The organism is Streptomyces sp. NBC_00554, from assembly GCF_041431135.1.
GTDB lineage: Bacteria > Actinomycetota > Actinomycetes > Streptomycetales > Streptomycetaceae > Streptomyces.
This window is the reverse complement of sequence record NZ_CP107799.1, coordinates 4,318,383-4,336,754: the sequence shown is the minus strand read 5'-3', so window position 1 is coordinate 4,336,754 and position 18,372 is coordinate 4,318,383. Positions and strand designations below refer to the sequence as shown.

23 protein-coding genes are annotated in these 18,372 nt (G+C 69.3%); 10 read left to right on the top strand and 13 right to left on the bottom strand.

Going from position 1 to position 18,372, the window contains the following annotated elements:
• Nucleotides 1-2: 2 nt before the first annotated feature.
• Both lysA and OG266_RS18845 read right to left on the bottom strand, forming a co-directional pair.
• Nucleotides 3-1,355: a diaminopimelate decarboxylase gene (gene lysA, locus OG266_RS18850; RefSeq protein WP_371547124.1), complete on the bottom strand. Its 1,353-nt coding sequence runs from the start codon at nucleotides 1,353-1,355 to the stop codon at nucleotides 3-5.
• A gap of 17 nt (nucleotides 1,356-1,372) precedes the next feature.
• Nucleotides 1,373-1,732, bottom strand: a complete 360-nt coding sequence (locus OG266_RS18845; protein ID WP_371547121.1) for an SAV_915 family protein — start codon at nucleotides 1,730-1,732, stop codon at nucleotides 1,373-1,375.
• A 269-nt stretch (nucleotides 1,733-2,001) separates the two neighbouring features.
• Between OG266_RS18845 and OG266_RS18840 the strand changes: the two genes are divergently transcribed.
• Nucleotides 2,002-3,249: an acyltransferase family protein gene (locus OG266_RS18840; protein ID WP_371547118.1), complete on the top strand. Its 1,248-nt coding sequence runs from the start codon at nucleotides 2,002-2,004 to the stop codon at nucleotides 3,247-3,249.
• Nucleotides 3,250-3,251: 2 nt separating this feature from the next.
• On the opposite strand, the gene OG266_RS18835 is transcribed toward OG266_RS18840, so the two are convergent.
• Nucleotides 3,252-3,797: a universal stress protein gene (locus OG266_RS18835; protein WP_371547115.1), complete on the bottom strand. Its 546-nt coding sequence runs from the start codon at nucleotides 3,795-3,797 to the stop codon at nucleotides 3,252-3,254.
• Nucleotides 3,798-3,950: 153 nt separating this feature from the next.
• Nucleotides 3,951-4,340 (bottom strand): contact-dependent growth inhibition system immunity protein, encoded by a 390-nt coding sequence (locus OG266_RS18830; protein WP_371552862.1) that lies wholly within the window; start codon nucleotides 4,338-4,340, stop codon nucleotides 3,951-3,953.
• 201 nt (nucleotides 4,341-4,541) lie between these two features.
• Here OG266_RS18830 and OG266_RS18825 point away from each other — a divergent pair, with 201 nt between their 5' ends.
• From OG266_RS18825 to OG266_RS18815, 3 genes are all read left to right on the top strand, one after another.
• Nucleotides 4,542-5,447, top strand: coding sequence for an AraC family transcriptional regulator N-terminal domain-containing protein (locus OG266_RS18825; RefSeq protein WP_371547113.1), 906 nt, complete (start codon nucleotides 4,542-4,544; stop codon nucleotides 5,445-5,447).
• 261 nt (nucleotides 5,448-5,708) lie between these two features.
• A complete protein-coding gene (locus tag OG266_RS18820) occupies nucleotides 5,709-6,158 on the top strand; it encodes a nitroreductase/quinone reductase family protein (protein ID WP_371547110.1) in 450 nt (149 codons plus the stop codon).
• 161 nt (nucleotides 6,159-6,319) lie between these two features.
• Entirely contained in the window at nucleotides 6,320-7,735 is a 1,416-nt protein-coding gene (locus OG266_RS18815) for an aldehyde dehydrogenase family protein (RefSeq protein ID WP_371547107.1), read from the top strand.
• 146 nt (nucleotides 7,736-7,881) lie between these two features.
• Here OG266_RS18815 and OG266_RS18810 read toward each other — a convergent pair whose 3' ends face one another.
• The 5 genes from OG266_RS18810 to OG266_RS18790 form a co-directional block, all read right to left on the bottom strand.
• The gene (locus tag OG266_RS18810; protein ID WP_371547105.1) at nucleotides 7,882-8,100 is read right to left on the bottom strand and encodes a hypothetical protein; all 219 of its coding nucleotides are present in this window, start codon (nucleotides 8,098-8,100) and stop codon (nucleotides 7,882-7,884) included.
• Between the two features lie 31 nt (nucleotides 8,101-8,131).
• Nucleotides 8,132-8,785, bottom strand: a complete 654-nt coding sequence (locus tag OG266_RS18805) for a DUF433 domain-containing protein (RefSeq protein WP_371547103.1) — start codon at nucleotides 8,783-8,785, stop codon at nucleotides 8,132-8,134.
• 68 nt (nucleotides 8,786-8,853) lie between these two features.
• Nucleotides 8,854-9,759, bottom strand: a complete 906-nt coding sequence (locus tag OG266_RS18800; protein ID WP_371547101.1) for a hypothetical protein — start codon at nucleotides 9,757-9,759, stop codon at nucleotides 8,854-8,856.
• A 272-nt stretch (nucleotides 9,760-10,031) separates the two neighbouring features.
• A complete protein-coding gene (locus tag OG266_RS18795; RefSeq protein ID WP_371547098.1) occupies nucleotides 10,032-10,163 on the bottom strand; it encodes a DUF397 domain-containing protein in 132 nt (43 codons plus the stop codon).
• Nucleotides 10,126-11,040, bottom strand: a complete 915-nt coding sequence (locus tag OG266_RS18790) for a Scr1 family TA system antitoxin-like transcriptional regulator (RefSeq protein ID WP_371552860.1) — start codon at nucleotides 11,038-11,040, stop codon at nucleotides 10,126-10,128. The genes OG266_RS18795 and OG266_RS18790 overlap by 38 nt, the downstream gene beginning before the upstream one ends.
• Nucleotides 11,041-11,282: 242 nt before the next feature.
• Between OG266_RS18790 and OG266_RS18785 the strand changes: the two genes are divergently transcribed.
• Nucleotides 11,283-11,690, top strand: a complete 408-nt coding sequence (locus OG266_RS18785; RefSeq protein WP_371547096.1) for an ATP-binding protein — start codon at nucleotides 11,283-11,285, stop codon at nucleotides 11,688-11,690.
• Nucleotides 11,691-11,705: 15 nt separating this feature from the next.
• Here OG266_RS18785 and OG266_RS18780 read toward each other — a convergent pair whose 3' ends face one another.
• Nucleotides 11,706-12,209, bottom strand: a complete 504-nt coding sequence (locus tag OG266_RS18780; protein ID WP_371547093.1) for an NUDIX domain-containing protein — start codon at nucleotides 12,207-12,209, stop codon at nucleotides 11,706-11,708.
• A gap of 151 nt (nucleotides 12,210-12,360) precedes the next feature.
• On the opposite strand from OG266_RS18780, the gene OG266_RS18775 reads away from it, so the two are divergent.
• The 3 genes from OG266_RS18775 (at nucleotide 12,361) to OG266_RS18765 (ending at nucleotide 14,359) form a co-directional block, all read left to right on the top strand.
• On the top strand, nucleotides 12,361-13,029 hold the full coding sequence (locus tag OG266_RS18775; RefSeq protein WP_371547090.1) for a hypothetical protein: 669 nt from the start codon (nucleotides 12,361-12,363) through the stop codon (nucleotides 13,027-13,029).
• 175 nt (nucleotides 13,030-13,204) lie between these two features.
• Nucleotides 13,205-13,834 carry an antibiotic biosynthesis monooxygenase gene (locus tag OG266_RS18770; RefSeq protein WP_371547087.1) on the top strand — a complete coding sequence of 210 codons (630 nt, stop codon included), beginning with the start codon at nucleotides 13,205-13,207 and terminating at the stop codon, nucleotides 13,832-13,834.
• Between the two features lie 63 nt (nucleotides 13,835-13,897).
• The gene (locus OG266_RS18765; RefSeq protein ID WP_371547085.1) at nucleotides 13,898-14,359 is read left to right on the top strand and encodes a hypothetical protein; all 462 of its coding nucleotides are present in this window, start codon (nucleotides 13,898-13,900) and stop codon (nucleotides 14,357-14,359) included.
• Nucleotides 14,360-14,432: 73 nt separating this feature from the next.
• Here OG266_RS18765 and OG266_RS18760 read toward each other — a convergent pair whose 3' ends face one another.
• From OG266_RS18760 to OG266_RS18750, 3 genes are all read right to left on the bottom strand, one after another.
• The gene (locus OG266_RS18760) at nucleotides 14,433-14,960 is read right to left on the bottom strand and encodes a GNAT family N-acetyltransferase (protein ID WP_371547082.1); all 528 of its coding nucleotides are present in this window, start codon (nucleotides 14,958-14,960) and stop codon (nucleotides 14,433-14,435) included.
• A 93-nt stretch (nucleotides 14,961-15,053) separates the two neighbouring features.
• A complete protein-coding gene (locus tag OG266_RS18755) occupies nucleotides 15,054-15,749 on the bottom strand; it encodes a maleylpyruvate isomerase family mycothiol-dependent enzyme (protein WP_371547079.1) in 696 nt (231 codons plus the stop codon).
• A gap of 109 nt (nucleotides 15,750-15,858) precedes the next feature.
• Nucleotides 15,859-16,398, bottom strand: a complete 540-nt coding sequence (locus tag OG266_RS18750; protein WP_371547077.1) for a YbhB/YbcL family Raf kinase inhibitor-like protein — start codon at nucleotides 16,396-16,398, stop codon at nucleotides 15,859-15,861.
• 158 nt (nucleotides 16,399-16,556) lie between these two features.
• On the opposite strand from OG266_RS18750, the gene OG266_RS18745 reads away from it, so the two are divergent.
• Both OG266_RS18745 and OG266_RS18740 read left to right on the top strand, forming a co-directional pair.
• On the top strand, nucleotides 16,557-17,261 hold the full coding sequence (locus OG266_RS18745) for a GntR family transcriptional regulator (protein WP_371547076.1): 705 nt from the start codon (nucleotides 16,557-16,559) through the stop codon (nucleotides 17,259-17,261).
• Between the two features lie 215 nt (nucleotides 17,262-17,476).
• Nucleotides 17,477-18,259 carry a hypothetical protein gene (locus tag OG266_RS18740; RefSeq protein WP_371547074.1) on the top strand — a complete coding sequence of 261 codons (783 nt, stop codon included), beginning with the start codon at nucleotides 17,477-17,479 and terminating at the stop codon, nucleotides 18,257-18,259.
• Nucleotides 18,260-18,372: the final 113 nt, after the last annotated feature.

The window sequence follows — 18,372 nt, the reverse complement described above, 5'->3', positions numbered from 1 at the left end:
AGCTAGAGGCCGACGTCCCGGCGGCTCATGTCGTCCAGCGACTCACGGCGTACGAGGATCCGCGCGATGCCGTCGGCCGCCGCAACGACCGGGGGCCGGCCGACCAGGTTGTAACCGGAGGCCATGGACAGGTGATAGGCCCCCGCCGCCGGTACGGCGAGGAGATCGCCGGGGTGTACGTCGCCGGGGAGCGCCACCTCGTCCGCGAGGATGTCGCCCGCCTCGCAGTGTCGGCCCACGACCGTGACGAGGCGGGGCGGCGCGGTGGAGGCGCGGCCGATGAGCCGGGGTGCGTACCGGACGCCGTACAGCGCGGGCCTCGGGTTGTCGCTCATGCCGCCGTCGACGGCGACGAAGGTGTGCTCCCCGGTGCGCTTGACGGACAGGACCCGGTAGACGGCGACCCCGGCGGGTCCGACGACCGCACGGCCCGGCTCCAACGTCAGCCGGGGGACGGGCAGTTGGGCCCGGGCGCAGCCGTCCGCCAGCTCGGCGCGGACGCGGCCGGCCAGGACGGACACGTCGAGGCTGTCCTCGCCGGGCCGGTAGGCGATGGCGTGTCCGCCGCCGATGTTCAGCTGCGGCAGGGTGACGCCGTGCTGGTCGCGGATCCGGGCCATCAGCCCGACCATGCGGCGCACGGCGGCGACGTACGGCTTCACGGTGGTGACCTGCGAGCCGATGTGGCAGTGCAGGCCGACCAGTTCGAGGTGCGGCTGGTCGAGTATCCGGGTGACGGCGTGCTGCGCGGAACCGTCCGTGATCGACAGGCCGAACTTCTGGTCCTCGGTACCGGTACGGATCTTGGCGTGCCCGCCGGCCGCGATGCCGGGCACCACCCGCACCATGACCTTCTGGCGGGTACCGGCGGGCGTGATCGCGGCCAGCCGGGCGATCTCCGAGGTGCTGTCCACGACGATGCGGCCGACTCCGAGGCGCAGCGCGGTGCGCAGGTCCTCGGGGCTCTTCGCGTTGCCGTGCATCACGATCCGCTCCGGCGGGAACCCGGTGGTGACGGCGAGCGCCAACTCCCCGGCGGAGCACACGTCCAGGCCGAGGCCCTCCTCCTGCACCCAGTGCGCCATCGCACGGCACAGGAATGCCTTGGCCGCGTAGACGATGTCGGCCTCGGGAAACGCCGTGCGGTACGTACGGCAGCGCTCCCGGACCTCCTGCTCGTCCAGCACGTACACGGGGGTGCCGAATCGGTCGGCCGCCTCGGCGAGGGAGACGCCGCCTACGGTGACGTCTCCGTCGGGCTGGGGGCGGGCGGAGCGGGGCCAGACGGACAGGGCGTCCGTGTCGGAGGGGTCGCTCTCGTTGGCGGGTGGGAGGGAGGTGACTGAGATGGTCATGGCGTTTCCTCAGCTCCTCAGCCGATGAGCGGGGTCGGATGCGCGATGGCGACCGGGTGCGGCCACGGGTCGGTCGAGGGCGCGGCTGCAGGCGCGGAGAGCTGCGGGTCGACGGTGAGGGCGCTGACGCCCAGAGGCGCGGCGAGCGCGCGCAGCGCGGGTTCGGACAGTCTGATGCAGACCTGTTCCGTGCCGAGGGTGGCGGTGAGCTTCGCCGCCGAGGTGAATCCGACGGCCGTACGACCGCCCAGGGGGGTGCGGAAGAACCGGGCCGTGCAGCCCGCGGGCCCCGACCGGACGGGTACGTAGAGGCGTCCGGCCGGGATGCGTTCGGAAGGCTCGGGGTCCGGGTCCTCGGGACGGTCCAGTGGGGACATCGTGCAGCTCCTTGACGCAGGTGACGTGCGCCGCTCTGCCGATGCTCTTCTGTATCGACCGGACGCTCCGGTGACGCTATGCCCGGGTGACGGGGTACGGAGCGGGCTGCTGACGGATGCTTGACGTCCAGCCCGGCAGCCGTAACGCGCTGCTTACGGGGGTGTGGCCGGAACGGGGTTCGGCTGGGTGTGTACCTGGCGTTCCCGTCCCGGAGGCCGGACACTGGTGCGGCCACAAGCGACATGCCACACGCCACGGGGGAGGCGGCATGACGGAGCCGGGAGGCGCGTCGGCGGAGCGCTCGGAGCCCGCGGGACCTGCGGGAGCCGCGTCCGGCCGGCGCACGGAGCTGGACGCGATCCGCACACTCGTCGTCGTCGGGCTCGTCTTCTTCCACTCGGCGCTGGTGTTCGCCACGGACACCGACTTCTACGTCCAGAACCGCGACACCACCGACGCGATCCTGGTCATCGCCGGGTTCGGTGTGGTGTGGGCGATGCCGATGCTGTTCTTCGTCGCGGGCCTCGGCTCCTGGCACTCGCTGCACCGCCGCGGCCCCGGCGGCTTCGCGAGGGAACGGCTGCTGCGCCTCGGCGTACCCCTGCTGTTCGCGACGGCCGTACTGCTGCCGGTGCCGCAATGGCTGCGGGAGCGGTCCGCCGACCCCGGCTACGACGAGTCCTACCTCCGCTTCCTGCCCCGCTTCTTCGACGTCCACCTCGACCTCTCCGCGTTCCCCTTCGTCGTACAGGGCAAGTACTTCGAGACGGGCCACCTGTGGTTCGTGGTGCTGCTGCTCACGTTCTCGCTGTTCCTGGTGCCGCTGACCCGGTGGTTCCCCGAGGCACGCGCGCGTCGGCTCCGCGATGCTCTCGCCAGGGCGTGCGAGCGGCGCGGCGTGGTGCTGCTCCCTGCTCTTCCGCTGGCCGCGATGAGCGCGCTGATCGGCCTGGAGGAGGACTACGGAGGCTGGGGCCGATGGGCGTACCTCCTCTTCTTCCTCTACGGCTTCATCCTGGCCACCGATGACCGCCTACGCGCGGCGATGCGCCGGGATGCGGTGGTGGGCGCTGTCCTCGGACCACTCCTCTTCGCCGCCTGCGCGCCCGGCTTCATGACGGCGGACGACGCCTTCACGGACCAGACCGCGCTCGCGGTGGTCTCGCGTGCGCTGTTCGGCGCGGCGGGGTGGTGCTGGATCGTGGGGATCGTGGGGCTGCTGGACCGACGCGGGCGGCGTGACCGGCGTGACCGGCCTGTGCCTGGGGCCGGTGACGATGCGGGTCGTCGCCGCCGCTTCTTCGGCTATCTGGCCGTCGGCGCACTGCCGTTGTACGTCCTCCACCAGCCGATCGTCGTGGCGGTCGCGTACGGAGTGGTCGGCCTGGACGCCCCGATCCCGGTCAAGTACGTCCTGATCGTGGCGGCTTCGCTCGCCCTGACCCTGGCTTCGTACGAACTCCTCGTACGGCGGACGAGGTTGACGCGCTTCCTGTTCGGGATGCGTCCGCGCTGAGCTCAGTTCTGCTTCTGCTTGCCGTCGGTCAACTCCCGTGCGTCGAGGGGCAGTCGCAGGCCGATACGGCGGTGCACGGAGGCAAGCTCGCTCTCCAGGGGTGAGGGCGGGACGGCCAGGACGGGACAGTCGGCGTGGGCGAGGCAGTACCGGGCGGTGGACGGGGAGAACGCCCGGTGGACCCAGCCACGACACCCCGCACCGACCACCAGCAGATCCCCGTCCCGGTCCGCACACTCCACCAGCGCGCGCCCCGGCGTACCCCGTACGACCAGCCCCCGGAACGGAACCCCGGGCCCCGCATCACCGAACGCCGTGCGCAGAGCCCCGAGCAGCCGCTCGCCCGCCGCCCGCCGGAGCTCGTCCACAGGCGACGGGAACACCGCACGCCGGGAGGCGAGTTCACCCCCGGGCAGCTCCCAGGCGAGCACGGCCAGCAACTCGGCACCCCCACGCCGAGCCTCCCCCACGGCCCGATGCAGAGCCACCAGACTCCCCAGCGAACCACTCACCCCGACCACGATGCGCCGCCCCGCGTCCTCACCCATTGCCTGCTCCTGTCCGCACGGATGTCCGCGTCCCATGGAAGGGGCCGGGGAGCCGGTGGAGCGCCGTGTTGGCGGTTACCTGACGCCAGGGGGCCGGTTCGTAACACGCTCCTGACGCCACGCTCCTCGTCAGCCCCAGGACCGGTCCGGGCGTCAGCGACTCGCGGCCAGGAACCGCTCGACGTCCCGCCGGATGAAGGGCGGCAGGTCGGCCAACCCGGAGACGATCATGCGGAGCTCGTGCCTGAGTTCGGCTGACTCACCCCAAACCGAGGGGTTCCTGGTGATGACCGCGGACAGCAGATCACCCGCGTACATGTAGCCCTCGGCCATCGGGTTGTCCCGCAGTACCTCCAGCGCCATCGGCAGCAGGTACTGCAGCCCCACGTCCTGTCCGATCAACAAGCGCATGTCCTCGACGGCCAGCTCTCCGATCGGCCGACGCCGAAGGGCATGCGCGGTCATGACAAGACGGGTCGCGCCGGTAGGAGGCGCCGGCCAGCGGCCGCGTTCAAGTTCCTCAAGAGAGCGGTCACGGTTCACGGGTCGAGCGGTGCACGGCAGCCGCCCCCACAGCGTCAGTAGGAGGTTCTCCTCCGTACCGGCGAGCACGGCGACCGGGGTGCCCGGACCGCACGGAATTGTGTCGATGAGGCTCGGCTGACGCTTTGACGAAACTCGCGAGTCCTTGCACGTTCCTCTCGGTTCTGAAGATCACCCCGGGTCTTGTGCTGAAATCGAGACATGTCTCTGGGCGAACTTCGCGACCTGCTGGAACGGCATGTGCGTCCCGATTTGACCACTGCCATCGACGACGTCCGGATCTGCAAGGCCGACCACGCCGTGCCGCCGGAGTCCGCGATGTCCGGCACGGTCCTGGCGGTTATCGCTCAGGGCCGAAAGCGTCTGGCACTGGGAGACCGCGTCTACGAGTACGGCGCTGGTCAGTACCTCATCACCTCGGTCGACCTCCCGGTGACGGGGCATTTCATCGACGCCGCCCCGGGCCGCCCCACGCTCGGTTTCGGGATGACTCTGGAACCTGCTGCCATCGCGGAGCTGCTGCTGCAGTCCGGGTCGGGGGATCTGCCGAGGTCCCCCGGCACCGTACGCCCGGGAATCGCAGTCAGTGACGCCCCGGACGAGTTGCTCGACGCCATCGTGCGGCTGCTGCGCCTGCTTGACCGGCCACGGGACCGGAAGGCACTGGTCCCGCTGGTCAAGCGCGAGATCCTCTGGTGGTTGATGACGGGGGAACAAGGTGACGCCGTGCGTCAGCTCGGCCTGGCCGACAGCAGCCTGAGCCACATCAGACGTGCGGTGCAGTGGATCCGGGAGAACTACGCCCAGCCTTTCCGGGTCGAGGAAGTGGCACAGCTTTCGGGGATGAGCGTCTCCGCTTTCCACCGGAATTTCCAGGCGGTAACTGCGATGACCCCGATCCAGTTCCAGAAACACATCCGGCTGCAGGCGGCGAGATTGCTGCTGGCGAACCATCCGAACGACATCACCGGCGTCGGGCACCGCGTCGGATACGACAGTCCGGCCCAGTTCAGCCGGGAATACCGGCGCCAGTTCGGTGCCCCGCCCAGCATTGATGCGATGCGCATGCGTGGCGGAGCCGGTCCCGCTGCTGCGGCGCTCCCATAAGAGCCGCTTGGGCGAAGAGGATTGTGCAACCACGCGGGAGGATCTTGCTGGCTTGGCGCCCGCGGCATTGCTTCCATGGAGGTACCGGAACGTTCCATGAATTTCGGGACGAAGCAGAAGGCGGGTAATGAAGGTCGCCGACCACTCACCGAATGCTCTCCGATCACCTCCGAGGGAGAGAATCATGAAGTACCGCACAGTGGGCTGGTTCCGAACCGAGAACTGCGACGTGCCCCTCGGCGATGAAGGGCAGGCCGGGCGGTGATCTTGGACGACGCCGTCGCCCGCGCCCTTGCCATTGGGCCGGACTCCTCGGCGGCCGAGCACACGATCGACATCACGACACGGGGTGCACGCAGCGGCATCGCGCGGCGCATCGAGATCTGGTTCCACCGCGTCGACGGTCGCTGGTACCTGACCGGCGTGCCCGGCCCTCGTAACTGGTACGCGAACCTGCGGGCCAATCCGCGGTTCGTCGTGCATCTCAAACACGGGGTTACGGCTGACCTGCCCGCGACCGCGGCACTGGTCGACGGGCCGACACGGCGGCGAGTGATCACCGAAGTCCTCGAATTGCAGAACCGGCCCGAGATCGCGGCGCGGGTCAGTCGACGCCAGAACTTCGACGAATGGTTCGCGCGCAGCCCGCTGGTCGAGATCGTCTTCGACGACGAGCAGTTGCGGACAGCCTCCTCGGAGTCGGCCCGATAGTCCTCAGCGATCAGCGATCAGCGATCAGCGACGCCGGGCCCGGTCGCCCATGCTGCACGGGCTGGTCCGCGACATGCGCCCAACTGCGCGCGGCGGCCACCGATCAGACAACCGCCGCCCCACTCCGTGGTTTCGGCGGCGAACAAGTCCAGGAGACCACCATGCAAGAGAACGTGATCAACAAGATCTACATAGACGGCGAATTCGTCACCCCGCACGGCACGGAACTCGCCGACCTGTTCAACCCCGCAACCGGGAAAGTGATCGGGCAGGTCCAACTCGCCGACGAGGTGGACACGGACGCGGCTGTCGCAGCGGCGAAGCGCGCGCTACCGGCCTGGTCCGCGACATCGAAGGAGGAGCGGCTCGACGCGCTCCGCCGGCTCCAGGCCGCCGTCGCCGCGCGGACGAGCGAAATCCAGGAGGCCGTCCTCCTGGAGTACGGCGGGCCGGTGCGCAACGCGTGGATGGTCGGTTCGGCCGTCGGTGCGTTCGCCGACATGATCACGACCTTGGAAGGTTTCGACTTCACACGGCAAATCGGCAACGCGACCGTGGAGTTGGAGCCGGTCGGCGTCGCAGGCGTGATCACGCCGTGGAACTCCGATCCGTTCTTCATCTCCAACAACGTCGCGACCGCCTTGGCGGCCGGTTGCACCGTCGTCATCAAGCCGAGCGAGATGAGCGCGATGCAGACCTATGCGCTGACCCGAGCACTTCACGAGGCCGGACTGCCGCGGGGCGTCTTCAACATCGTGACGGGGCTCGGCAATGTCGTCGGGAGCGCGATCACACGTCACCCCGATATCTCCAAGATCACCTTCACCGGTTCGACCCCGGTCGGCAAGGTCATCCTTCGCGACGCGGCCGAGACCTTGAAGCGCGTGACGCTCGAACTCGGGGGCAAGTCGCCGTCGATCATTCTCGACGACGCCGATCTCGATCAGGCCGTTACCGGCGCGCTCATGGCCGGGTTCGCCAACAGCAGCCAGGCGTGTGTCGCCGGCACCCGCATCCTCGTCCCGGAGAGCCGACTGGACGAGATCATCGCTGTCGCCACGGCGAAGATGGCCGACTTCCCGGTCGGCGATCCCAGCGACCCGGCAACGGCCATCGGTCCGATGGTCAGCGAACGGCAGTGGGAGCGTGTCCAGGGCTACATCCGTCGCGGTGTCGAGGAAGGCGCCCGGATCGTCGCCGGCGGACCCGGCCGTCCCGAGGGACTGGCGGACGGATACTTCGTGCGACCGACCCTGTTCGCGGACGTCACCAACGACATGACGATCGCGCGTGAGGAGATCTTCGGGCCGGTGCTTTCGATCCTCACCTACCGTGACGAGGACCACGCGGTGGAGATCGCCAACGACACCGACTACGGCCTGCACGCCTATGTGTTCTCCTCCGACCCCACGCGGGCGCATCGCATCGCGTCGCGGCTCCAGGCGGGCCGGGTGGCGATCAACGGCGGTTTCGAGTCGCTGTCTCCGTTCGGAGGGTTCAAGCAGTCAGGCATTGGGCGGGAGTACGGCACCTTCGGTCTTGAGGAGTTCCTCGAGGCGCGGTCGGTGATGGTCTGACCGCCATGCCAGGGCCGCGTGACTGATTCGCGAACCTGCCGTCCACCGGCGGTCCATCGGCGGTCCCAGAGCGCCTCGGTCAGCCATGACGGCAGCGGCGGTCGGAGATCAAGGTGCCACTCGGTGACACCAGTCGGCGCGGGCTGTCATGGCCAGGTGCGGTCGAGGCCGTTCTGTCGTACGGCGTACGCGGCCGGACCGCCTTTCTCGACGGCTCGGTGGATCGCGCTGCGATGTGTGTCCAGCCGATCCACCATCTCCAGACTGCGGAGTTGTTGGTTGTCGAGGTAGAAGAGCACCGCGCAACGGTCAAGGACGGGCTGGATCTCCAGGTCCCGTGAACGGTCCCTCAGTTCCTCCGTCACACGGCGCCCCAGATTCCGGTCGAGGAAGAACTCAGGCGGCAAGGCGCACCACTGCGTGGCAGAGTTCGTCGACCTGCTCGGGGGTCATGCCGTACTCGTAGGCGATGTCCTCGACGCTTTCCCCGGCCTCCCACAGGTCTGTGACCGCCTTGACCGAGACACGGTTGGCGGCGATGACCGGCAGTCCGTGGCCGAACCGCGGGTCGATGACGACAGGGACGGAGTCCCCGTACTGCCTCAGCCGCAGGCTCGCCGGGTAGTCGTCGTCGCCCTCCCAGTTCAGGTACCGGAGGTAACGGGCCACCACCTCGTGAATGGGGGCCTGACCGTCCCGGGCCCGGCGCAGATCCCCGAAACCGTGCTCGACGAAGATGTCCACCCCGTCGGTCGCGATGCGCTTCGAGACCAGGCCGTAGGGGGTGTCGAACGCCTTTCGTACGGCCGCCGCCTCCCGGATCTCGCTCATGCGCAGACCGAGCGAGCGAAGAGAACGCAGGACGTGAGCCTCGGCCACGGCGATGAAGGGGACCGACGGCTGTCCGTTGCGTACCGGCTCGACCCGGTGCACGAGCGGTGCGCCGGCCGCCGTCCCCTTGAGCCAGCTGGTGAGCGTCGACAAGGGGACCTCCAGGTGGGAAGCCGTCTCCGTGGGCGTCAGAAGCCCGTCGTTGAACCGGTCGACCATGACCCTCCTCCCGCTGATCCCAGGTTTCGCATGCTCGCATACGCGACTCCGTGCCTGCCTCAGGAACATCAGGCCGCCTCCCGACAGTCGCGGCAGGAGGACGGTTCCGGGGCCCGGAAGGCGCGTTCGCAGCCGTCGCAGGTCTGCCAGGGCAGGACGGCCCGTTGCGTGGGCGGAGTGTTTGGGGCCGGTGGCGCCGCGAGTGGGACCTCGCCGAGCCGGTAGGCGAGAATCCGCGCCGGGCGGGACTGGAAGTGCCCGGGGAGTCCGGCGGTGAGCAGGCCGGTGATCTCCTCGGGCCGGAGGCCCCGCGCGAGCCACTTGGCGACGGCCGGGGCCAGCTCGGCGACCTCGCGGCGGGACAGGATCAGTCTGCGGTCGACGATCCGGAGGGAGGCGAGGATGACGACGGCTTGGGGGTCGGCGTTGTCGAGGCGGAGTGGGGGCGGGGTCTCGGATGCGGTGCCTGTCCCGTGTGACGGTGATGGTGGGGCGGCGGGTGAAGGGGCTGGCGCGGCCTCGTCGTTGGCAGTCGTGTCCCCGAGCGGCCGTGGTGGTGGGCCGCCCTCGGCGGACTTCCGTGGCCGGACAGGCCTGTTGGGCGGCGGAGTGGGCTGCCCCTGCCCACGCGGTACGTCGTAGAAGAACGTCCGCGTGCGCACCTGACCGTCGGGCCCGCGCTCGCGCCGCCGCTCCAGGTAACCGGCGGCCTCCAACTCCCGTAGCGCACGGGAGATCAGGATCTCGCCCTCGGTGAAGTGCCTGCAGAGCGCGGCGATGCTGACGATCGCACCGTCCGGCAACGAGAGGATGTAGGCCGCGACGCCGATGGTGACCGCGCTACCGCGCCGCTGCGTAAGGGCGTTGGCGATCACGGTGAAGTCGGCGGTGAGGCGGGTGCGGACGTGGATGACGCCGGAGGTGGGAGCTCCGGCGGTGGCGCGCGAGGGCGCGTTAGACTGCGAATCAGCCATCGGGAAGTCGTTCTCTTCCTGAGCGGTCAGGCCCTCGTTCAGGATTGCCGTCCTGGCGGGGGCCGTCGTTTGTGTGGAGTTGTCGCCGGGAACGTAACCTCCCGCCCACACTCTCCGCAACCGGATCACTCCTGAGGGTGAACGATTCGGTGGGGGAGGGTAGTTGGTTCTTTCCTCATTTGGTTCTTGGGGGAGGGTCGTGGCCCGCCGTCCCCCCGCGCGCGAGGGATCGGCGGGACGGGAACGCAGTTCGGGGCCGGTACCCGGCCGACTCAGACGCGGTGGCGGGCTTCCTTCAACTCGCTTATGAACGCGGCCCAGGAGCCTGCCGCGAAGGCGAGTGCTGGACCGTCGGGGGCTTTGCTGTCACGGACGGGGACGACGCCGGGGATTCCGGCCGCCACCTCCACGCAGTTGCCGCCCTCCTGATTGCTGTGACTGCTCTTGCGCCAGGCGGCGCCGTTCAGTTCGGGACGGGATGTTCGCGTCACGGTGGATGCCCTCCATCGCTGATCGGATCATGTCGAGCGACATGAGCGGGGGCAGGGCTGCCGCCCGGAGCCGATCGTAAAACAGACCGAACCGCTTGACCTCGTCCGGATCCTCGATGAGTTGGCCGTAGTGGGCGCCTTCCGTGTAGGCGACCTCGCGGCCGTCCGGCAGCTCCAGGATGGTCAGCGACCCGCCCATCACGTCGTGCTCGCCCTGTTCGAACGGCAGCACCTGCACCGTGATGTGACGATCGGAGGCGGCATCCAGTAGCCGCGCGAATTGGGCTCGCATGACTGCCCATCCGCCGACCGGCCGCCGTAGCACCGCCTCGTCCAGTACGACCCACAGCTCGGGCCTGTCGGAGGCGGTCAGTCGCCCTTGCCGGCCGAGTCGCGCCGCGACCCGCTCCTCCAGGTGTTCCTCGCCCTGGAGGGAAAGCCCAACGCTGAGCACCGCCCGCGCGTAATCCTCCGTTTGCAAGAGGCCGGGCACGAGGTGCGCCCCGTACTCGCGAATGGAGACCGCCCTCTCCGAGTACGCCATGAACGCCCGCGACCAGTCCGGGAACGCCTCCCGATAGACGTACGGCCACAGCTCCACCAACAGCCCGTCCGTGCCCAGGACTTCATCAAGAACACCGGCCAGTTCCAGGGTCGGCTTCGCCCCCGAGCAGCGTTCGACCTGGGTGATCCGGGAGGCGACCACATGCGTCTTCGCGCCCAGCTCCGCCTGGGTCAGCCCCGCCGCCGTACGGAGTCTGCGTACGCGCGAACCGAAGAGCGCCGCCATCGATGATTCCGGGTCAATTTCCTTGGCCAAGACGCCACTTCCATTCCTTACGGTCCGCACGGTAAGGCTCGATCCCCTTTTGAGCGTAGGTCCGTTTGACGACTCTTGTGTACGGAACGTCACGACTCGCACACGCTGCGGGTCGCGCTCGCGGCTACGAAAGGGATGCGATGGACCACGGCACTGTGTCGAAGGAATCTGCCGCGAAGGAACCTGCGTCGACCGAAAGCCCCGTGTTCTCCATGCAGTTCACGTCGTCGCCCCGAGGCGCCCGGCTCGCCCGGCATCTGACGGTGTGCCGTGTGGCCGAGTGGGGATACCCGTCGACCTCGGACACGTCCGTCACGGTCTCGCTCCTGGTCGCCGAACTCGCCGCCAACGCCGTACAGCACGGCCGGACGCCCGGTCGGGACTTCCACCTCCGGCTCGCCCTCGACGAACGAACGCGCCTGATCCGTATCGAGGTCGCGGACGCTTCCACGCGCCTGCCCCGGTTCGGTTCCGAAACCGTCGCCGGGCCGGAGGACGAGTCCGGCCGTGGACTGCTCCTCGTGGCACTGCTCGCCGCGCGCTGGGGGACGGTGCCCCGAAAGCCGGTTGGGAAGACGGTGTGGGCTGAAGTCGTGGCAGACGCTCCGGAAGGTGCATAACGCTGCCCGGTGCGGTTATGTCCAGCCGTGCAGCGAGACTTCGGGAGCATCAGCAGCGAGGTATCGGCGGAGGGCACAGGCGCTGGACTTCACGAAGTCGTCGGGGATGGCTGCGATGTCGGTCCAGCGCACCTGGGCGTGCTTGAGCGGTTCGCGGTTCTCGGGCTCGCCACTCCATTCGTGGGCGGCGAAGACGACGGTGAGGAAGCCGCTCGGGGCTTCGACGCCCCACGCCCCGTGGATGACGTGCACGAACTTCAGCGACTCCGCCTTCACCGTCAGGCCCGTCTCCTCGTACAGCTCGCGTACGGCGGTCCCGGTGATCGGCTCGCCGGGTTCGCTCTTGCCGAGGGGGAGGTCCCACATGCCCCGGCCGAACTTGGCGTTCTCACCGCGCTGGAGGAGGACGACGCGGTTGGTGGCCCGGTCGTGGACGATGACGGCGGCGACCAGGACGGTCATGGAATCGAGGGCGGGCTTGAGGGCTTCGGGCTGGGCGTTGGAATTCGGCTGAGCCACGGTGATCCGTTCGTCGGGCGTGGGACGGGCGACGCTGCGGTGTCGGAGTAGGCCCAGAGCGGACCGCACTCGGTGACGAGAAGCCGACCGTCAGCGTGCCGACTTCGCTTGGCATAGTTGACCTTGCCAAAGTGGCAGGGAAGGAAGGGACATGGACGAGGAACCGGAGCGCTTCCGGGTCGAGTTCGCGAGTGGTACGGCCGCCTCGGTGGAGAAGCGGCGCTCCTTTCGCGACCACGAGCGCAACGACATAGAACCCGACCTGCCCGGCTGGCCCCCTGGACAGACCTTCGCGGTGAGGGGGTTCTTCGGCAGGCTCGGCCGGTACGTCCTTACTGTCGTCACCCGGCTCCTGATGCTGCCGCTCTACATCCTCGCCAGCGCCCTCGGCAGCCCCGCTTCTCCCGACCAGCGAGGCAAGTTGGAGGAGCGTGAGAACGAGGTCGACGACTTCCCCGTCATGTGGGCGGGCGTGGGCGAGACGGCTCGTACGCTGCCCTGGCAACTCGACCCCTCCCGGCGGTCCTGGCGAACGGTGACCGAGATCGAACTGGCCGAGCCTGAGGGGCTCGTACGCATCACCTCGTACGAGGACACGGCGCGAGGCAGTCGGTTCCTCGAATGGGGCGGCGGCGAGAAGGTCCCGGGATCCGAGGCCGTCCTCTGGACGCTGCCCCGCAAGGAAATCGCCGGCGTGGAACTCAAGCGATTCAGCATGGCCGAGTCCGACTTCAAAATCTCCTTCCGGGACGGGTCGTGGGCCCGGCTGACGACGACTTCGTCGGAGCGTGCGCTGAGGATCGCGGCTCTCCTTGGCTAGCTGATCGATTCCAAGGGGGCAGTGGTCGGCAATCAGGGATTGGGGGGTTGGGTCGGCCGGTGGCGAAGGAGCCCCGCCACGCACAGGTGGGTCGTGGGCATGGCTGCGCCACCCGCCGGGGCGCGTGACCGGATCATCTTGACCTGAAGTGTGGTTCAGGTTTCACGATGGTGTGGTGACTGATGACGGAATCACGCTGATCGACGCGTGGGAACTGCCCGAGGACCGGATCGACGAGTCTGTCGCACGCTGGCGGGAGCGCGTCGGGCTCATTCACGCCGCCCCCGGTTTCCGGGATGCGCGGCTGCACCGCAGGCTGTTGCCGGAGTCCCGGCTAGGCCTGGTCAATGTGGCGCACTGGGACAGCATCGAGGCCCGGGACGAGGCTCTGGCGAATCCCGGCTTCACCGCGTCGGCAGCCACCGCCGCGGACTATGCCACCGTGCACGGCGGATGGTACGAGGTGGCGGCCGAATACCGCGCGGCGGGAAACGGTTCGGGCGTGGGGCCGGGAGTAACCTTCGTCAATGCCTTCGAGCTGCCCGCCGAGCGGATCAATGAATTCCTGCCGTACTGGCTCGGCCACGCAGAGCTGATGAGCAAGGCGCCCGGCTTCCGGGACAACCGGCTGCACCGTGCGGTGGACCCGGACACTCGCTTCCAACTGGTCGACATCGCGCACTGGGACAGCCCCGACGCATGGCGCACAGCAGACAACGACCCCCGCTTCCAACAGCACCCGTCCGCCTCCCCTGACTTCGCCATCGCCGACCCCGCACTCTTCCGGGTTGTCGTCGAGTTCTGAGCGCGGGTCGTAGGCTCTCGAGCCGTTCGCCCCGGTGGTCGGGTCGGCACCGGAAGGCGGGCGATGAGCGGCAACTACCTGACGGTGATTCCGACTGATCCGTACTGGCAGCCCAGTCGGGATGCGGCGGATCGTGCCGCGGGCGTGCTGTCGGGGATGCTTCCCGACGACGACGCCCGCCAGGGCCTGGAAGCCAAGTGGCACGAGTGCGTCGAGGTGGTCTTCTGCGGCGCCAACCTGGAGAAGATCTCCTGCCCGCGCTGCGGTGCGGAGCTCACCCCCGGCTGGTGGGGGGAGGCCGTCTCGGAGCGTTACGACGAAGGCTTTTCGACGCTCATGGTGACGGTTCCCTGCTGTGACGCCGAGACGTCGCTCAACGAGCTGGTGTACGACTGGCCGATGGGCTTCGCGCGGTTCAGGATCGAGGTCCTGTATCCGAACCGGGCATGGCTGACCGACGAGGAACTGGCCTCCGTCACGGACGTGCTCGGACATCCCCTACGACAGATCCTCATCCACATCTAGCACCGTGACCGCATGAGTCCGCCTGGTCCCGCTGCAGTTGTGCAAGCCGCCAGTCGCTCGGGCTGCTCTCGGATCACGCGCGGATCCGGTACAGCACGTTCCGGCGCAGTGGGCCCTCGGGCTCGTTGGGGTCGTCGAAGTCGTCGGCGGGGTCTCGGGTCATTCCGATCCGGCTCATCACGGCCTGGGAACGGAGGTTGGTGGCGGTCGTCACCGCAAGGATTTCGGGGAGTTCGAGGGTCTCGAGGCCGAAAGCCAGGCAGGCCCGGGCGGCCTCGGTGGCGTAGCCGTGCCCCCAGGCCGAACGGGCGAGTCGCCAGCCGGCTTCCACTCCGGTGAACGGCATTCCGTCATCCACCCGGTCCAGGCCGGCGAAGCCGATGAACTCGCCGGTGGCGAGCACCTCGACGGCCCACCACCCGTAGCCCCGCTCGTCGAATTCGGCCTGGAAGCCCGCCACCGAGGCGTCGGTCTGCTCACGGGTGAGGAGAGCCCCGAGGTGTTCCCGGACCTCTGGATCGGCGTTCATCGCCGCCCATGGTCCAAGGTCGGAATCCTGCCATCGACGGAGCGTGAGGCGTTCGGTACGCAGTTCAGGCATGCCGCCCAGCCAACATGACCTGCGGGCAGCGAGTCGATCCCTTTTCCGGCGGGACGGCCAACGTCCGCCCGCCCCGCTTCGAGAGACCCGAGGTCAGGGCACCAACGGCCCGTCCAACACCCGCTCCCCGGTGTGCCGATCGCCCTCCCACGTCAGTGCGTCACCCGTACGCGGCAGCCGTCCCCACAGTGTCAGCAGGAGGCTCTCCGCCGTCCCGGCGAGGACCGCGACCGGGGTGCCCGGGCCGTACGTCCAGGTCGCCCCGGTGTCCGTGGCTTCGAGGCGCAGTGCGACCTGAGGAGGGGCCGCGCGGCCGCGTGCGGTCTGGCGAGGGGCCATGGTGTCGAAGACCTCCGACACGCCGTCGTGGACCAGGCCCGCGTCGAGCGGCGGCGCGGGTATCCCGAGGGCGTGTTCGGCGTCCCAGCCGTGGACGAGAGTTTCCAGGCAGCGGCGTCGTTGCCAGAAGCCGACCGTGTGCGGGGGGTAGAAGGTCCAGGCCGCGGTGGACGGGTCGTTGTCCAGGGCGGCGAGCAAGGTCTCGGACGTGGCGTCGAACCACCGCCCCAGCGCCGCCGGGTCCCGTGGCGCCGCCGCCGGTTTGAGGCCGCCGTGTCCCTCGGTCACAGCGGTGGCCGCCCAGAGGTTCCCGCTGCCCAGATGGTCGGCCAGGTCGTACAGCGTCCAGTCGCCGCAATGCTCGACCGGTGCGGCCAGGTCGCCGTCCAGACAGGCCCGGAAGCGGTCCAACTCGCGGCGCAGATGGAGGAGTAGGGATGCGGAGTCCATGCCGGGAACGTATCCCGATCGGCGCCGGGTGACGACGTCACGCTCACGGCCGCGCGGGGCCGCATCCCGGCGCGCCGCAGGCTGAACGTCGGCTGGGACAAGCTGTTCGTCAGGCGGGAGTCTCGGCGGTGGCGGTCAGGACCGCGCGGCCGAGGATGTGGCCGGCGATGTTGAAGCCGAGGTAGGCCGGGGTGGTGTCGGCCGGGACGCCGATGGACTCGACGTCGAGGGCGTGCACCACGATGAAGTAGCGGTGAGGGCCGTGCCCGGCCGGCGGGGCGGCGCCGATGAAGCGGGCCGCGCGGGCGTCGTTGGGCAGCTGGAAGGCACCTTCCGGCAGGCCCGAACCGGTGTCGTCGCCGGCTCCCTCGGGCAGCTCGGTGACGGCGGCGGGGATGTCGGCGACCGCCCAGTGCCAGAACCCGGACCCGGTGGGGGCGTCGGGGTCGTAGACGGTGACGGCGTAGCTCTTGGTGCCTTCCGGGGCGCCGCTCCAGGACAGCTGGGGCGAGACGTCCTTCCCGCCGGGGACGCCGGAGATACCGGAGAACTGCTCGGGCGACCAGGCGGCGCCGTCGGTGACGGTGGTGCTGGTAACGGTGAAGGAGGGCGCCTCGGGGAGGCGGGCGAAGGGATCGTTGGCGCTCATCGCGTCGTTCCTTTCAGGCCGTGCTGTGGGGTGACGGTGATGCGGCCGGAGGAGGGCCCGCAGCGTCTCGTAGAGACACCGCCGTCATCCTTCATCGACCACTGAATCGACGATAACACGAATAATCGATTATTCACTGGATCGTCTATGATGGGGACATGACTCGGACGGCCGACACCTCAGCCTCCTCGGGGAAGCAGATGCTCTCCGAGCAGGTCTACGCACACCTGCGGGACGCGATCATGCGCGGGGGTTACGCCCCCGGTGACGCCCTCAAACCGCAGGACCTCGCCAGGGAACAGGGCGTGAGCCTGGCCGTCGTACGCGAGGCGCTCGTGCGGGTGGTCGGCGAGGGCCTCGCCGACCGGCTGCCCAATCGCGGCTTCGCCGTCCCGGCCTTCTCCGACAGCCGCTGGCAGGAGATCGCGGAGGCCCGCCGGACCGTCGAACCGGTCGTGCTGCGCATGTCCATCGAGCGCGGCGACGTCGACTGGGAGGCCCGGGTACGAGCCGCCCACCACCGGCTGTCCCGCACCCCGGCGTACGCGCCGGAGGAGAGCGAGTACTACAGCGACGCATGGTCCGAGGCCCACCGGGTCTTCCACCGCACCCTGCTGGAGGGCTGCGGCAACCCCGTCCTCCTTGAGACCTTCGACCGGATGTGGACCGCGAGCGAGTTGGCTCGCCGCTGGTCGGCGCACCGCAACCCCGACCGTGACCACGTCGGTGAGCATCGCCGGCTGGAGGAGGCGGCGCTGGCCCGCGACGCCGACACCGCGGCCGAGGTGCTGGCCCGCCACTTCACCCTGACCGCGGCCGAACTGACCGGCCCCACCCACCATGAATCCGCGAAGGAAACCTGACGCGCCAGCCCGACAGGGCCGGTCAAATGACGTACAGCACAAGCCTGTTGGGGAACTCGCCGGAACTCGCCCATCGGCGCGTCCGACTCCTGACTCGGTACGGCTCCCACCCCACGGACGCCGTACGAGGCGATCCGGAGTCCGTGTGCGCGTACCCGGTGGGTTTCCGTACTGCCCTGGTGACAGCGGAGACGCTGGTGCGAAGATGAGCCGCTATGACGGCTGGACGGTGTTCGCGTGCGTTGAGGGCCGCTGTGTTCGCGGCCGTCTGCGTGCTGTCCGCCGTGCAGGGACACGCGATGGCGTCCGGCTTCGAGGTGCCCTGGTGGGCGCTGGTCGCCGGAGCCGTGGCGACGGGCGGGACGGCGTGGGCGCTGGCCGGCCGCGAACGCGGGCTGTTCGCCGTCGGCTCCGTCACGGTCGCCGCCCAAGTCCTCCTCCACGCGCTGTTCTCGCTCGCTCAGGCGGTCGTACGGCCGGAAGGGGCCGATGGAGCGTCCCTCGCCGGGCGATGGGCGTCGTACCTGCTGTGCTCGCCGGCGGGAACCGGCACGGACACCCACGGCGGGCAGGCGACGGCTGCGCACTCCATGAGCCATGACATGGCGGACATGTCATCGATGTCATCGTCCATGGATTCCTCGGGATCGATGATCTCGATGAGTGGCATGGACGGTATGGGCTCCATGGGCTCGATGGCCCACGCGGGTCATGTCATGGACGGCATGTCCCCGATGGGCATGCTCGCCGCCCACCTGGTCACCGCCCTGCTCTGCGGCTTGTGGCTCGCCCACGGCGAGCGCGCCGCGTTCCGCATCCTGCGGGTCCTCGCCGGCTGGCTCGTCGCCCCGCTGCGGCTGCTGCTCCGGCTGCCCACGCCGCCGCACCGCCCACGTGTCCGCGCCCGCCGGAACCACTCGGTCCAAGCGCTGCGGCAGCTCCTCCTCGTCCATGCCATCACTTCTCGGGGTCCACCCGTCGGGACCGCTGTCATCTGACGACAGCCGGTTCCCCGAGGCCGCCCACGGAGTCCGTCACCGACACTCCGCACTTCGCCTCGGGTATCGGTCGCGCCTGCGCGGCCGGACGTCAACAACCGCCGGAACCGCCG

Bases quoted from the DNA above. Each gene is read 5' to 3' on its own strand.
- OG266_RS18745 (WP_371547076.1), top strand. From the start codon at position 16,557: ATGACTCGGACGGCCGACACCTCAGCCTCCTCGGGGAAGCAGATGCTC.
- OG266_RS18825 (WP_371547113.1), top strand. From the start codon at position 4,542: ATGTCTCTGGGCGAACTTCGCGACCTGCTGGAACGGCATGTGCGTCCC.
- OG266_RS18815 (WP_371547107.1), top strand. From the start codon at position 6,320: ATGCAAGAGAACGTGATCAACAAGATCTACATAGACGGCGAATTCGTC.
- OG266_RS18785 (WP_371547096.1), top strand. From the start codon at position 11,283: ATGCAGTTCACGTCGTCGCCCCGAGGCGCCCGGCTCGCCCGGCATCTG.
- OG266_RS18790 (WP_371552860.1), bottom strand. From the start codon at position 11,040: ATGGCGGCGCTCTTCGGTTCGCGCGTACGCAGACTCCGTACGGCGGCG.
- OG266_RS18840 (WP_371547118.1), top strand. From the start codon at position 2,002: ATGACGGAGCCGGGAGGCGCGTCGGCGGAGCGCTCGGAGCCCGCGGGA.
- OG266_RS18845 (WP_371547121.1), bottom strand. From the start codon at position 1,732: ATGTCCCCACTGGACCGTCCCGAGGACCCGGACCCCGAGCCTTCCGAA.
- OG266_RS18800 (WP_371547101.1), bottom strand. From the start codon at position 9,759: ATGGCTGATTCGCAGTCTAACGCGCCCTCGCGCGCCACCGCCGGAGCT.
- OG266_RS18755 (WP_371547079.1), bottom strand. From the start codon at position 15,749: ATGGACTCCGCATCCCTACTCCTCCATCTGCGCCGCGAGTTGGACCGC.
- lysA (WP_371547124.1), bottom strand. From the start codon at position 1,355: ATGACCATCTCAGTCACCTCCCTCCCACCCGCCAACGAGAGCGACCCC.
- OG266_RS18775 (WP_371547090.1), top strand. From the start codon at position 12,361: ATGGACGAGGAACCGGAGCGCTTCCGGGTCGAGTTCGCGAGTGGTACG.
- OG266_RS18835 (WP_371547115.1), bottom strand. From the start codon at position 3,797: ATGGGTGAGGACGCGGGGCGGCGCATCGTGGTCGGGGTGAGTGGTTCG.
- OG266_RS18765 (WP_371547085.1), top strand. From the start codon at position 13,898: ATGAGCGGCAACTACCTGACGGTGATTCCGACTGATCCGTACTGGCAG.
- OG266_RS18805 (WP_371547103.1), bottom strand. From the start codon at position 8,785: ATGGTCGACCGGTTCAACGACGGGCTTCTGACGCCCACGGAGACGGCT.
- OG266_RS18740 (WP_371547074.1), top strand. From the start codon at position 17,477: ATGACGGCTGGACGGTGTTCGCGTGCGTTGAGGGCCGCTGTGTTCGCG.
- OG266_RS18760 (WP_371547082.1), bottom strand. From the start codon at position 14,960: ATGCCTGAACTGCGTACCGAACGCCTCACGCTCCGTCGATGGCAGGAT.
- OG266_RS18750 (WP_371547077.1), bottom strand. From the start codon at position 16,398: ATGAGCGCCAACGATCCCTTCGCCCGCCTCCCCGAGGCGCCCTCCTTC.